Here is a 13,993-nt window from a genome sequence, read left to right on the forward strand (position 1 = left end):
TCGAGCTTCAGGCAATTCTTTCGTTCTCCCGCGTGAGTACACAGAATGGCAGAGCCATCATCTATCCCATGGGTACGAGCTGGTGGGGGCCGCTGGATTCGCGCACGATGAGTTCGGGTTGGAAAAGGATCTGCTCATGTTGATGGCCGCGAGAATGCGCTTCGGCGAGCAGGAGTTCAGCGGCGGCGCGACCGAGTTGATAGCGCGGCTGTCGGATCGAGGTCAGCGGGGTGGTGAGAACGGCGGCGAATTCGACGTCGTCATAACCGACCACCGCCATCTCGTCTGGAACTTTCACCCCACCACGGCGCAACCCGCGCATGACGCCAAGAGCGGCCAGGTCGTTGACGCAGACGATGGCCGTGACGGGATCGGCCAGCTGCAGCAGGCGTTCGAGGGCTTCCTCACCACCGTCGGCGTTGAGCGAGTTGACCGTCACCTCGACGAGTGAGCGGGCGACGGGGAGTCTGGCCGCACGCAGTGCCTTGCGTACTCCCTTGCGGCGGTCGGCGCACTGCCGGATCTTCGTCGGGCCGTTGACGAAACCGATCCTGCGGTGCCCCAGCGCGACCAGGTGGGCTGCCGCCAGCTCACCGCCCCGGACATCGTCGACCGCGACCGAGCACATCGTCTCGGCCGGACCCGGACGGTCGAGGAGCACGATGGCGGTGCCGCGCGCGCGAGGTTGGTCGAGCCAGCCGAGGTCTTCCTCCGCAGGGCTCACCAGGACGCCCTGAACGCCTTGCTCTTCGAGCAGGCGGAGGTATCGACGCTCCTTGTCGACGCGTTCGTCGGAGCTGGCGAGGATGAGGATGAAGTCGTCCTCGGCGAGCCGGTCCTCGATTCCCCGCGCGACGTCGGTGAAGAACGGGTTGGAGATGTCGAGCACGATCGCGCCGATCGTCCGACTCGTCCCTGCCCGCAGCTGGCGAGCGGAGCCGTTGCGAACGAAGCCGAGCGTGGTGATGGCCGCCTCGACCTTGGATCTGGTTTCCGGAGCCACCAGGGAGGGCTTGTTGAGCACGTTGGAGACGGTTCCCACCGAGACGCCCGCCAGTTCGGCGACATCCCTGATGCTCCGCCTGCGACCCGCCGCCCGGGCAAGGCGACCGGCAGTCTGGATGGTTGCCGCCACGGTGCACCTCCGGACAAGGACGAATGGGCTCGCGAATGAGACGGATGGGAGAGGCGGTCAGTTTCGTGGGAGAGGGCGGTCAGGATATGCCTCTTGACACCTCTCTTGCGCTGACCATAGCGTCACGGCTGACTTTTTGAAAGGTTTCACTTCCGGCATGCGATGGGCGGGTTGCGCCATGGAAGAAACCACTGAGGCTCTTCGACCCTTTGACCTCCGTACCGAACGTGTACCCGCTCCGCTCGGACTCGACGAACCGTCGCCGCTATTGGCCTGGAAGCTGGCCGGTTCCGGTCGAGGGCGTACGCAGACGGCCTACCGGATCAGGGTTGTCGCGGTCGATGACGACGCTCCCGTATGGGATTCGGGCACGGTGAGTTCTGGACAGAGTCACGACATTTCCTATGTGGGACAATGGTTACGGCCACGTTCCCGATATGCCTGGTCCGTTCAGGTAACCGACGAGTCCGGCAACGTATCGGCATGGAGTGAGCCGGCTGAATTCGAGACAGCCCTTTTGTCTGCGGCCGACTGGTCCGAGAGTGTGCCGGCGGAATGGATCGGGTCGGGCGACGACATCCGCACTGCCGACAAACCGTCTCTTGATTCCCTCGGACCACATCGAGACATCGAACGCGTCTGGCTCTCCGGTGCCGGCGACCGTGCGCACTCCCGGGCGTACTTCCGGGCGCCCGTCGACATTCCCCAAGGCGCCCGCGTCACACGGGCCCGGTTGCTCGCCGACGCGGGTGCTGCGACGGTCTTGGCCTACCTCAACGGTGCGGTCATCGCTGTCGACGGAACGTCCGACCAGGCGACGGCCGCGACACGCCCGGGTCGGAACACCCTGGCGTTCGAGGTCGATGCGTCCGATGCCGCGACGGTCGGCGCACCGGACGGCGCACCGGGCGATACCTCGGGCGAGGGTACGGGCGCGACGCCGGCGGGACTGGCCGCGACGTTCCAGGTCGAGATGGACGACCAACCCACGGTCGCTGTGGTGAGCGAGGGAACATGGCGGTCCAGCGGCACAGCCGAGGAAGGCTGGCAGGACGCGGACTTCGACGACTCCTCCTGGATGCTGGCCGAGGAGATCGGTGCCCACGGGACCGCCCCGCACGGCCGCTCATCGCTGACGCACCGCCCGAGTCCCCATCTGCGCAAGGAGTTCTCACTCGCGGCGCCCGTCGCCAGGGCGCGGCTCTACGCGACCTCCCTCGGCATCTACGAGGCGCGCATCAACGGCACGAGAGTCGGCGATCATCGGCTGGCGCCTGGCTGGACCGACTACGAACGCAGGGTTCCGTACCAGACCTACGACGTCACCCCGTTGGTGACCGAGGGTGCCAACGTCGTGGCCGCGGTTCTGGCGGACGGATGGTACGCGGGAAACATCGGGTGGTTCGGGCCGTACACCTATGGACGCCAGCGGCTGTTCCGGGCCCGGCTGGAGATCGACCACGCCGACGGGACCCGGACCGTGGTCACGACCGACGACTCGTGGCGGTTGGGTGAGGGCACGATCCGGTACGCCGACCTGCAGAACGGCGAGGTCGTCGACGCGCGGGCGGACCAGCCCGGTTGGGACTCGCCCGGCTTCGACGACTCCGCGTGGGCGCAAGCCCACGTCGACAGCCCGGCGCACGGTCCCCTGGAAGCGCAGATCGCCCCACCGATGCGGATCCAGCGGGAGTTCACGCCGAAGAGCATCGAGGAACGTCGACCCGGCCGCTATGTCATCGACTTCGGCCAGAACGTCGTCGGATGGGTACGCCTGAGGGTGCGCGGCGGGCAGGGTACTCGGCTGCTGCTGCGACACGCGGAGGTCCTCGACCATAGGGGAGAGCTCTATGTCGAGGCACTGCGCGGAGCGCGGGCGACCGACGAGTACATCCTTCGCGGCGACCCGGACGGTGAGATCTTCGAACCCCGCTTCACGGTTCACGGTTTCCGCTTCGCCGAGATCGTCGGGTATCCCGGTGAGCTGCAGGCCGCCGATGTCACCGCGCGGGTGGTCTACGCCGACATGGAACAGGCGGGCGACCTGCAGTGCTCCGACGCGCGGCTGAACCAACTGCAACGCAACATCGTGTGGGGCCAGCGGGGCAACTTCCTCACCGTGCCGACGGACTGCCCGCAGCGGGACGAACGCCTGGGCTGGACCGGCGACGCTCAGGTCTTCGCCTCGACTGCGGCGTTCAACTACGACGTACGCACGTTCTTCCGCAAGTGGCTCCGCGACCTGCGAGACGCGCAGCAGCCGGACGGAGGCGTGCCCCACGTCGCGCCCGACATCCTGACCAGGAACAACTTCGGCGGAGGCGGATGGTCCACGACCGGCGCGGCCGGGTGGGGTGATGCGATCGCCATCGTGCCGTGGGAAGTCCTTCGGGCCTACGACGATCGCCGCCTCGTCGCCGAGAGCCTCGATGCTGTCAACGCCTGGTTGCGCTACCTCGAGGAGCACAGCACCGACCTCATCCGCCCCGACGAGGGGTTCGCCGACTGGCTCGCGCCGGTGCACACGCCGAGGGACCTGGTGGCGACGGCGTTCTTCGCCTATGCGGCCAAGGTCGCGGCCGGGCTCGCCGCGGCACTCGACCGGCCCGACGACGCCGCCCGGTACGAGGGGCTGTACGCGAAGGTCCGGACCGCCTTCCGCGACCGTTACGTACGCGGTGGTGGCAAGGTCGCGTCGGGCACTCAAACGTCGTACGTACTGGCGCTGCACTTCGGTCTGCTCGAACCCGCCGAGGAGCCGGCGGCGGCCGCCCGACTGGTCGACGAGATCGCCAGCCGCAACTCGCACCTCGCCACCGGGTTCCTTGGCACGCCGTACCTTCTTCCGGTCCTTGCCCGGTTCGGCTACGAGGACGTCGCCTTCACGTTGCTCACCCAGGACACCTATCCGTCCTGGCTCTATCCCGTCGTCCACGGTGACGCGACGACCATGTGGGAACGCTGGGACTCCTGGAGCGACTCGCGCGGCTTCCAGGATCCCGGCATGACGTCGTTCAACCACTACGCCTACGGCGCGGTCGGCGAGTGGATGTACCAGACGTTGGGCGCGATCGCGCCGGGCTCTCCGGGCTACGGTCACGTGGTGGTGCGGCCGAGGCCGGGCGGTGGGGTCACGTGGGCACAGGCCAGCCTGGAGACGGTGCATGGCCGGGTTTCGACGTACTGGCGGGTCCTCGACGATGCCTTCGCCGTCGACGTGACGATCCCACCGAACGCCACCGCCGAGGTGTGGTTGCCGACCAGCGACCCAGCGACCGTCACCGAGAGCGGGCGGGCGCTCGTCGACGTGCCGGAGATCGCGTCGGCGGATGTGTCGGATGCGCCCGACGTGCCAGATGCACCCGATGTACCGGGTCGGCAACGTGACAACGAATCCGTGATCAGGATCGGATCAGGCTCCTACGCCTTCCAGGTTCGCCTCCGCTAGGTGCGGTGCGGCCCGCTGGGGATCGGCCGGGAGGACTACCCGGAACCGCGCGCCGTGGCCGGGAGCGGTGTGCAGCTCCACCCGGCCGTGGTGTGCCGCGACGATGGCCGCGGTGATGGCGAGGCCGAGGCCAGACCCGTTCTGGCCGCGCGAGCGCGCGGAGTCGCCGCGGTAGAGCCGGTCGAAGACGTACGGCGCCTCGTCCGGCGGGATGCCCGGCCCGTCGTCGTGGACCTCGAAGATCGCGACAGGTACGCCGCCCGGCAGCGCCTCTCCCGCTGCTGCCGCCGGCACCTCCACCCGCGCCGCCGCATCCGACAAGGACCCGGACGGACCGGTGCCCACGAACATCCGGATCGGTGTTCCGGCTGGTGTGTGTTGAACGGCGTTCGTCACGAGGTTGGTCACCACCTGCCGGAGCCGGTGCTCGTCACCGACGATCCGCACCGTCTCCACGGCACCGTCAAGGCGGACTTGACGGTCCGGATCACGCACCCGCACATCGTGAACGGCGTCCCTGGCGAGCACGCACAGGTCGAGCCCTGCCAGGTCGAGCGGACGTTCGCGGTCGAGCCGGGCGAGGAGCAGGAGGTCCTCGACGAGGGTGCCCATCCGGATCGCCTCGGCCTCCATCCGTCGCATCAGCTCGGCGACGTCGGTGTGCTCGGGCATACCGCCCCGGCGGTAGAGCTCGGCGAACCCACGGATAGAGGTCAGGGGAGTACGCAGCTCGTGGGACGCGTCGGCGACGAACCGGCGTAGCCGGCTCTCCGACTCCTCACGCTGCGCCAGTGCCGCGGAAAGCCGTTCCACCATGGTGTTGAGGGCGTACGCCAGCCGCCCGGTCTCGGTACGCGGATCGGCGCCCGTCACCCGGCGGTCCAGGTCGCCTGCGGCGATGGCGGTCGCGGTCTTCTCCATCCGGTTCAGGGAGGACAGGCCGACACGTACCACGGCGGCGGCCGCCACACCGAGCAGGACGAGGACGATCGCGCCGGCCGCGAGCTCGATCCGGATCAGACGTTCGACCGGGACGTGGACCACGGCCAGCGACCGGGCGACGGCGACGGCGCCGCCGGACCGGACAGGAACGGCACGCACCCGCCAGGAACCGTCCGCCGCCAGGTCGGGCACGGTGAACGGTTCGCCAGCACGTCGTTCCACCGCCGACTGGTCGAGAACCGGCAGCGCCGGCCCGCCGGACGCACCCGGCGGCTGCCCGACGCTGGTGAGAGGACGTCCGTCAGGACGCAGGTAGGTCACCCGGTAGTCGGTCGGCAGGACACGCTGGCCGAGTCGAAACGCCGCGATCCGGCGGAGTGGGGGAAGGTCGGCCCGCCACTGCGGCGTCAGCTCGGCGAGCTGGTTGTCGACCCGGTTGGTGAGTGACTGGCGTAGGAGCGCGACGCTTGCGCCGCCCACGACGGTGAGCCCCAGGGCCGTGACGACGACGACGGCGACGACGAGGCGGAGGCGCAAACTCCACGGCCGACCCCCGGGCCGCCGTCGGGCGTTCAACGGGTGGTGGCTCCGCGCGGCATGCGCAACGTGTAGCCGACGCCCCTGATCGTGTGGATCAACGGCGGGTCGTGCACATCGATCTTGCGTCGGAGGTAACTGATGTAGGACTCCACGATCCGGCTGTCGCCGCCGAACTGGTAATTCCACACCCGGTCGAGAATCTGTGACTTGCTGACCACCTTCTCGGAATTGATCAGCAGGTAACGCAGCAGGTTGAACTCGGTCGGAGAAAGCCGCACCAGTTCGCCGCTGCGGCGTACCTCATGAGCGCTTTCGTCGAGTTCGATGTCGGCATAAGTCAGCATGGTGGAGTCCTGCGGGTCAGCCATCTCGGTCGTACGACGCAAGATGGCGCGAAGCCGTAGCACCAGTTCGTCGAGACTGAACGGCTTGGTGACATAGTCGTCACCTCCGGCCGTGAGTCCGGCGATCCGGTCCTCGACAGCGTCGCGGGCGGTCAGGAACAGCACCGGAAGCCGGTCGTTGTCAGCGCGGAGCTTCCGAGCGAGATCGAACCCGTCGTAGTCGGGCAAGGTGACGTCGAGGACGACGATGTGGGGATGCACATCGACGACGCGTTCGAGGGCGGTCGACCCGCGGTCGGCGGTATGGACCTCGAATCCGGAGAACCTCAGGGCAGCCGACAGCAGCTCGAGAATGTTGGGCTCGTCGTCGACCACGAGGACTCTGGGCGAGCCGTCCTGACAGTTACCGGACACGCCGGAAGCCTTGCGCGCGTTCCTGAGAGCGAGCTGTGATTTCGCCAAGGAGCCGGAAAGAATCGCCTCAGCCGCGCGGCGACCTCGCCCAGCCGCGCGCATCGAGACCCTCGGCGACCTGCCGGAAACGCACACCGCTGACCAGATGTACGCCGTCGAACCCGCCGGACTCGCGGATCTGGTCGACCTGCTCGCAGGCCAGCTCGACGCCCACGCGCCTGTCCCGGCGGAGACGTTCGATCAGAGCGTCGGGGATATCGATGTCCGGAATCGCGCCGCGGAGGCGGGTGGCCATGGCATCGCTGGCGAGGACCAGGACACCGGCGTAGACCGGCCCGTCGTAGGACTGTGCCTCCCGCCACCGCAACACCTCCGGCACCGAGAACGACACCTGCGTGAGGACGAAGTCGGCGGCGCACTTCCATCTCGGGAGCGGCCGGCCCGGTTGCGCGGCAACGCCGACCTCGAACGGCGGTATGCCGTCGAATGCGGGCTCGTCGCGGATCCGGCGTACCTCCTCGATCATCGCGCGCACGGTGAGGTCGCTCGTGCGGTTGCCCGACGTCGGCTTGTCGCCGTAGACGAAGACCATGCGCCGAACGCCGTACGCAGCCGCCGTCAGCAGGTCACGGCGGAAGCCGAGCAGGTTGCGGTCGCGGGAGTTCAGGCAGGCGATCCCCGGCACGCCGACCCGCTCGATCTCGTGCGCGACCGCGATGCTCGAAACCGTTGCCCGCCCGATGTGGTTGTCCGGTGCGAGGAATGCGTCAGCATGCCGCGACAGGACCGCTATCTGCGTACGCACATGAGCGAGGTCGGGCCGGGTCGGCGGCTCGACCTCACAGACCAGCTGGAAATGGTGTGGCGACATGACCGGCAGCTTAGCCAGGTCAGTGGACCTGTCAGCGAACTTTGTCGGCGGCCTCTGACAAGGCCGCAGGCCGCGAAAGTGTCGGGCATTGACATCGTTCCTGGCGGCGCTCTACCGTCCAGGCAAGGTTCAGCGTCCCAAATGTCCGAAAACTTTCAGACCAGCAACACCGTCCGGGGGCGGACGAGGGCACGAGCTCTGAGCACCGTCGTGGGCACAGCGGTGACCACGAACCATCGCCGGCCTGGCCGCCCATTCGTCGTTGTCGCGAAGGTGCCCGGCGAGGAGCCCGCTCATGAGCACGAAGAAGGTAGACCCCCGCGTCGAGGAAGCGGTCGACACGCTCGACCTGCCGTCGGCCACGCGTCGTCGGCTCCTCACCGGCGGCGGACTGGTCAGCGCGTCGCTCGCCGCATCGGCGCTCATCGCGGCGTGCGGCCCGGACAACGGGAGTCAGGCCGGTGCCGCCGGAGTCGGCGACTTCCCGGCGACTCCGAAGTGGAAGTTCGTCTTCGTCAACCACGTGACGACCAACCCGTTCTTCGTTCCCACGCAGTACGGCGCAGCCGACGCGTGCGCCCTGTTGGGTTGCGACTACCAGTGGACGGGCTCGAAGACGTCCGTGGTCGGCGAGATGGTCAACGCCACCAACGCCGCCATCTCCGCGAAGGCAGACGGGATCGCGGTCTCGGTGGTCGACGTCAACGCTTTCGCCGGGCCGGTCGACAAGGCCCTCGACGCCAGTATTCCCGTGGTGTCCTACAACGCCGACGGATCAGCTGAGGACCCTGGCACCAACCGCCTGGCCTACATCGGTCAGGACCTGTTCACCTCAGGCGTACAGCTCGGGGAGCGGATCGCCGAGCTCGTGTCCGAGGGCGACGTCGTCGGGTTCATCGCGACGCCTGGGCAGCTCAACATCCAGCCTCGCATCGACGGTGCCAAGCAGGCGATCGACCAAGCGGGCAAGGGAATCACGTTCGACCAGGTGGCGAGCGGCGCCGAACTCCCGCAGGAGCTGAGCACGATCGACGCCTATGCGCAGGGTCATCCCGACCTCAAGGGAATGTTCGCCGTCGACGCCGGGTCGACCGAGGCGGTCGGCAAGGTGATGGCGAAGTACAAGCTCAAGGACAAGGGTGTAGCTGCCGGCGGGTTCGACCTCGTCCCTGGCACCCTGAACGCGATCGAGGCCGGTGACCTCGACTTCACCATCGACCAACAGCCTTACCTGCAAGGCTTCCTGCCGGTGCTCTCGCTCTATCTCTACAAACTCTCCGGTGGACTTGTCGCGCCACCGGAGACCAACACCGGCCTGCTGTTCGTCACCAAGGACAACGTGAAGCCCTACCTCACCACCAAGACGAGGTTCGAGGGATCCGACACCAAGCAGCAACTCATCAAGCGGTCCGGCCCGATCGCCCACGGGTGAGCAGCGGTGACGCAGACATCGGCAGAACCATCCGGTACGCCTGAACCGGCCGCCGCCTCCGGCCCGGCTGGGACGGGTCGACAATCGACGCCGCTGCGTTCGGTCGGCGAAGCGTTCCTGCGGTGGCGTGAGGCGAGCATCATCGCGGTCGCCATCGTCCTCGTGGTGTATTTCCAGGCGACGACCGGAATATTCCTCACCGAGGACAACCTGATCAACGTGTCGCAGTACGTCGCCGCGACGGCGATCATCGCGGTCGGTCAGGTGCTGCTGCTGGTCAGCGGTGAGATCGACCTCTCGGTGGGTCACGTCTACACGCTCGCGCCGTTCCTCATGCACTACGCGGTCGACTTCTACTCCATACCTGTCATCCCGGCCATCATCCTTGCGCTGTTGCTCTCCGGCTGCGTCGGCCTCGTCAACGGCCTCATCACCGTCAAGCTCCGCGTTCCGTCGTTCGTCACCACGCTGGGCATGCTGTTCATCATCAGTGGGATCACGTTGACGACGTCGCACGCCTATCCGGTGCCGATTCCGGAGGCGGCAACCGGCGTGCAGCCCTGGCTCGGTGCGGCCGGCTGGTCGGAGATCACCTGGGCGGTGCTCATCGTCGCGTTCTTCCACGTCGTACTCACCCGCACCCGTTGGGGTCTGCACACCGTGGCGGTCGGCGGCAACCTGCTCGGCGCCCGTGAAGCGGGGATCAAGGTGGGGCGGGTCAAGATCGGCAACTTCATGATCTGCAGCACCCTGGGCGGGTTCGCCGGCATCATCGAGGCGTTCCGGATCGACTCGATCGACCCGACCGCCGGTGGGGAGACCATCATGTTCGCCGCGGTCGCGGCCGCCGTCATCGGCGGGACCGCGCTCGCCGGCGGATCGGGGACCATCATCGGCGCGCTGCTGGGGGCGATCGTGCTCGGCGTCCTCCGCGACGGATTCAACCTGATCGGGATCGACGCCTACACCTTCGACCTGATCATCGGAGCGGCGATCCTGATCGCGATGATCTCCAACGTCTATCTCGCCGGATTACGAAGGGCAGGGCGGACCTGATGGCCGAGGAGATCCTGCGCGTCGAGCACGTCTCGAAGCGGTTCGGGGCCATCACCGCACTGCGCGACATCAACCTCAGGCTGGCCAAGGGTGAGGTGCTCGGCATCATCGGCGACAACGGTGCCGGCAAGTCGACGCTGATCAAGATTCTCTGTGGTTTTCACCCGCCGGACACAGGGCGCATTCTCCTCGACGGCAACGAGGTCGTCCTCAAGTCGGTGGACCACGCGCGCTCGATCGGGATCGACACCGTCTATCAGGATCTCGCCCTGGTCAACGAGCTCACCGTCTACCACAACATGTTCCTCAACCGCGAGCTCGTCCGCTGGCGGTTGCTCCGAAACCGCGCCATGCGGAAGCAAGCCAAGAAGCACCTGGACGACATGGGGGTCGCCATCGCCTCGGTCGACGTGGAGGTCGCCAAACTCTCCGGCGGACAGCGGCAGGCGATCGCGGTGGCGAGGTCGGTCTATTCCGACGCCCGCATCCTGCTGCTCGACGAACCGCTGGCCGCGATGGGTGCCAAGGAAGGCGCACTGATCCTCGATCTCGTCCGGGCGCTTCGGAGCCGGGGTGACGTGGCGATCATCATCATCGCCCACAACTACGCGCAGGTCCTCGACGTCTGTGATCGGGTGAACCTCCTCGAGCACGGAACGATCTCCTTCGACAAGCCCGCGTCCGAGACCTCGGTGCAGGAACTCACCGATCTCGTGGTGGCCGAGTACCGGAACTCCAGGACGGCCACCTTCGCGGATGTGAACGACGATCAACCGTGAGCGCGGCCCGAGACCAGGGCCGGCGCGGCCCCGCTCCCGCCCCCCAGGCAGCGCCGGGTGGCCCGGCCGGCCGGGGGCCAGCGGCCGACGTTCTCACATGCCGGACGCTGCGGGGGCCGCCGTTGCCGGCGGCACCACCGCGTCCTACGGTCATCGATGACTCTGGCTTCGCACAAGGGCGTGGGTTCGCGCACGAGTCTCAACGTTGGTACGGCATCCCGGGCCGATCGCTCCGGAGCCGAGTTAGCTCACCAGGGAGGACGTGACGTCCGTGACCACTGCCACAGCTCCGGAGGCCGGCGGAAAGCGCCGTGCACTGGTCGTACGGGGAGGCTGGGACGGCCATGTCCCGGTCGAGTCCACCGACCGCTTCATTCCGTACCTTGAAAAGAACGACTTTGACGTTGAGATCTCAGACACCCTCGACTCCTATCTCGACGCCGACCTGCTCGAGTCGGCCGACCTCATCCTGCAGATCTGGACGATGGGCGAGATCACGAAGGAGCAGCGCGAAGGGCTCGACAAGGCGATCCGGTCCGGCACCGGCTTTGCCGGGTGGCACGGCGGCATCGCCGACGCGTTCCGCGCGGACCTCGAATACAACTTCATCGTCGGCGGGCAGTTCATCTGCCACCCGCACGGCTTCGTCGACTACGACGTCGAGGTCGTGCCCGAGAAGGCCGACCACCCGATCGTCCAGGGCATCGACCGGTTCTCGGTGCACACGGAGCAGTACTACATCCATGCCGACCCCAGCAACAACGTGCTGGCGACAACGACGTTCCCGGCCCATGACAACTACCCCTGGATCGAGGGCGTCACGATGCCGGCGATCTGGACCCGCACGTGGGGCCAGGGCCGGGTCTTCGTGTGTACGGTCGGTCACAAGCTGGACGACCTCGACACCCCCGAGGTCCGCACGATCATCGAGAGAGGACTGCTATGGGCGAGCCGCTGAAGGTGGGCGTCGTCGGGACCGGAACGATCAGCAGGACGTACTTCGAACACCTGGGCAAGCTGCCCGGCACCGAGGTCGTGGCCGCGGCCGACCTCGACCTTGCCCGTGCGAAGGCGACCGGGGAGAAGTACGGCGTCCGTGCGATGTCCCCTGACGAGCTCTACGACGACGCCGAGGTCGAGGCGGTCCTCAACCTCACGATCCCCGCCGCGCACGCGTCGGTCACGTTGGCAGCGATCGCTGCCGGAAAGCACGTCTACGGCGAGAAGCCGCTGGCTGTGACCCGGCAGGAGGCCCGGCCGCTGCTCGGGGCCGCCGAGAAGGCGGGCCTGAGAATCGGCTGCGCCCCTGACACCGTGCTGGGCACCGGCACCCAGACGGCGCGGGTGCTGCTCGACCGGGGCGACGTCGGCGTACCGGCTGCGGCGTCGGCCTTCTTCGTGAGCCCTGGACCCGAGCCGTGGCACCCCGACCCGGAGTTCTACTACAAGCCCGGTGGCGGCCCCCTGCTCGACATGGGTCCGTACTACCTCAGTGCCCTGGTGACGCTGCTCGGCCCGGTACGCCGGGTCAACGGTCGGGTCAGCCGGGCCAAGCAGGAGCGCACCGTGGGGAGCGGCCCGAAGGAGGGCACGTCCTTCGGGGTCGACGTCGACACGCACGTGACCGGGGTCATCGAGCACGAGTCCGGTGTCCTCACCACCATCGTCACAAGCTTCGACGTCTGGGGCGCCAAGCTGCCGCGGATCGAGATCTACGGAAGCGAGGGGACGTTGTCGGTGCCCGACCCCAACACCTTCGGCGGCGACGTCGAGGTGCGCGCGGCGGGCGGCCGGGACTGGACCGTCGCACCAGTGGCCGGCGGTTACGCGGAGTCCGGACGTGGCTACGGCCTGGCCGACATGGCCCGTGCCATCCAGCAGGGCGGCGCCCATCGCGCGAGTGGTGAGCTGGCGTTCCACGTGCTGGACATCATGGAGGCGCTGCTCGAGTCCGGTGCCCAGGGCGGGACACCGGTCGACGTAGAGAGCACGGTCGCCCGGCCCGCGGCGGTGCCGCTCGACGCAACTCCTGACCTGGCCTGAGCTTGGCGGTGTGACCTGGGCCGTCTCGGTGCGTACGTTCGTGGGATCGATCCCACGGAGGGCGCACCGAGGCGGCCCGAAACGTTGGTGAAACGAGGGGTAGTAGTGCCCCGAGGGGCGGGTTCCCGGCTGCCTGACGCGTCGCCTGTGTGCCCCGCCGACGGCATCTTCCGGCGTTGAGGTGCCCAATTTCTATACGCAGAGTGGTTGAGGATTACTATCCGCTATTGGTTTGCGGGTGTTGGCTGCGTTCGATACAGATCCGATTGCGAACGGTGCGCGGCCGACCGTTGACTAGGCGGTGTTAATCCCCGTACCTTAGGTGCACATTGAAACGACTCAGGCCGCTTCTTTTTACACGGGGTTAACGCGAAGGGTTACGGGGTCAACGCGAAGGCGGATGGGCATGTCAGATCTCAGCCATGGCGTAGTGAGGGCACTCCGACCGGCCGGCGTCGCAGAACCGATGTACAGCACGCCAGCCCCCAACATAACAAGTCACAGTGCGGTCAACCATGTCACCACCACGAGTGACCTGCGGCGCCGCGTGACTGACGACGAAATCAGGCTCCTGGCTCTGCTGGCCGATGGGCTTCCCGTGGAAGCTATTGCGCGTCGGTTAGCGCTTTCCGATCGTACGGTGCGTCGGCGTTCCCGAGCACTGTGTGACCGGTTGGGTGCTCGGGCACCTATTCAGGTCGTCGCATGGGCAGCAAGGAACGGGTTGATCTGATCCGATCCTGCTGAGTGCTCGATGCTCGGCACGCCGGTGCTCAACGATGCGCGCCGGCCCACCAACTCTTCTTCGGTGTTGAACGGGAACATTGCGGTTCCCGTTCAACACCGGGTATTTCTGAGCGCATTTCTTTGCGCCTTTCCGGCCGCCGGCCGGAATTCTTTTGTCGCCGCCAGGTGTCGCCGCCGCGGTTATTTTCCTGATCACGTGTCGCGCATGAGCGTGACGAGTGCGGCGTGGGTGGCGGTCGACT

12 protein-coding genes and 1 pseudogene are annotated in these 13,993 nt (G+C 67.3%); 8 read left to right on the forward strand and 5 right to left on the reverse strand.

The window, feature by feature from the left end; all coding sequences use genetic code 11:
- Positions 1 to 61 precede the first annotated feature (61 nt).
- Positions 62 to 1,135 carry a LacI family DNA-binding transcriptional regulator gene (locus ABN028_RS00665; RefSeq protein ID WP_349329607.1) on the reverse strand — a complete coding sequence of 358 codons (1,074 nt, stop codon included), beginning with the start codon at positions 1,133 to 1,135 and terminating at the stop codon, positions 62 to 64.
- A 178-nt stretch (positions 1,136 to 1,313) separates the two neighbouring features.
- Here ABN028_RS00665 and ABN028_RS35230 point away from each other — a divergent pair.
- A pseudogene (locus tag ABN028_RS35230) lies at positions 1,314 to 1,643 on the forward strand (glycoside hydrolase family 78 protein); the annotation flags it as partial.
- 9 nt (positions 1,644 to 1,652) lie between these two features.
- Positions 1,653 to 4,583 carry a family 78 glycoside hydrolase catalytic domain gene (locus ABN028_RS00670; RefSeq protein WP_349695200.1) on the forward strand — a complete coding sequence of 977 codons (2,931 nt, stop codon included), beginning with the start codon at positions 1,653 to 1,655 and terminating at the stop codon, positions 4,581 to 4,583.
- On the opposite strand, the gene ABN028_RS00675 is transcribed toward ABN028_RS00670, so the two are convergent.
- From ABN028_RS00675 to ABN028_RS00685, 3 genes are all read right to left on the reverse strand, one after another.
- Positions 4,548 to 6,101 (reverse strand): sensor histidine kinase, encoded by a 1,554-nt coding sequence (locus ABN028_RS00675; RefSeq protein WP_349695201.1) that lies wholly within the window; start codon positions 6,099 to 6,101, stop codon positions 4,548 to 4,550. The two genes, ABN028_RS00670 and ABN028_RS00675, sit on opposite strands and share 36 nt — an antisense overlap.
- A complete protein-coding gene (locus ABN028_RS00680; protein ID WP_349695202.1) occupies positions 6,098 to 6,823 on the reverse strand; it encodes a response regulator transcription factor in 726 nt (241 codons plus the stop codon). Before ABN028_RS00680 ends, ABN028_RS00675 begins: the two co-directional genes overlap by 4 nt.
- A gap of 67 nt (positions 6,824 to 6,890) precedes the next feature.
- Positions 6,891 to 7,694 (reverse strand): methylenetetrahydrofolate reductase, encoded by an 804-nt coding sequence (locus ABN028_RS00685; protein WP_349695203.1) that lies wholly within the window; start codon positions 7,692 to 7,694, stop codon positions 6,891 to 6,893.
- 295 nt (positions 7,695 to 7,989) lie between these two features.
- Here ABN028_RS00685 and ABN028_RS00690 point away from each other — a divergent pair, with 295 nt between their 5' ends.
- The 6 genes from ABN028_RS00690 to ABN028_RS00715 all read left to right on the forward strand — a co-directional run bounded on the left by ABN028_RS00690 (position 7,990) and on the right by ABN028_RS00715 (position 13,737).
- Positions 7,990 to 9,126, forward strand: a complete 1,137-nt coding sequence (locus ABN028_RS00690) for a sugar ABC transporter substrate-binding protein (protein ID WP_349695204.1) — start codon at positions 7,990 to 7,992, stop codon at positions 9,124 to 9,126.
- Positions 9,127 to 9,132: 6 nt separating this feature from the next.
- The gene (locus tag ABN028_RS00695; RefSeq protein ID WP_349695205.1) at positions 9,133 to 10,182 is read left to right on the forward strand and encodes an ABC transporter permease; all 1,050 of its coding nucleotides are present in this window, start codon (positions 9,133 to 9,135) and stop codon (positions 10,180 to 10,182) included.
- Positions 10,182 to 10,961, forward strand: a complete 780-nt coding sequence (locus ABN028_RS00700) for an ATP-binding cassette domain-containing protein (protein ID WP_349329597.1) — start codon at positions 10,182 to 10,184, stop codon at positions 10,959 to 10,961. The genes ABN028_RS00695 and ABN028_RS00700 overlap by 1 nt, the downstream gene beginning before the upstream one ends.
- 271 nt (positions 10,962 to 11,232) lie before the next feature.
- Complete coding sequence (locus ABN028_RS00705) at positions 11,233 to 11,919, forward strand: ThuA domain-containing protein (protein WP_349695206.1); 687 nt, start codon at positions 11,233 to 11,235, stop codon at positions 11,917 to 11,919.
- Positions 11,904 to 13,004 (forward strand): Gfo/Idh/MocA family protein, encoded by a 1,101-nt coding sequence (locus ABN028_RS00710; protein WP_349692438.1) that lies wholly within the window; start codon positions 11,904 to 11,906, stop codon positions 13,002 to 13,004. The genes ABN028_RS00705 and ABN028_RS00710 overlap by 16 nt, the downstream gene beginning before the upstream one ends.
- A gap of 466 nt (positions 13,005 to 13,470) precedes the next feature.
- The gene (locus tag ABN028_RS00715; RefSeq protein WP_349695207.1) at positions 13,471 to 13,737 is read left to right on the forward strand and encodes a LuxR C-terminal-related transcriptional regulator; all 267 of its coding nucleotides are present in this window, start codon (positions 13,471 to 13,473) and stop codon (positions 13,735 to 13,737) included.
- On the opposite strand, the gene ABN028_RS00720 is transcribed toward ABN028_RS00715, so the two are convergent.
- Positions 13,698 to 13,829 (reverse strand): hypothetical protein, encoded by a 132-nt coding sequence (locus ABN028_RS00720; protein ID WP_349695470.1) that lies wholly within the window; start codon positions 13,827 to 13,829, stop codon positions 13,698 to 13,700. The genes ABN028_RS00715 and ABN028_RS00720 overlap by 40 nt on opposite strands.
- Positions 13,830 to 13,993 lie beyond the last annotated feature (164 nt).

Source organism: Actinopolymorpha sp. B17G11, from assembly GCF_040196095.1.
GTDB lineage: Bacteria > Actinomycetota > Actinomycetes > Propionibacteriales > Actinopolymorphaceae > Thermasporomyces.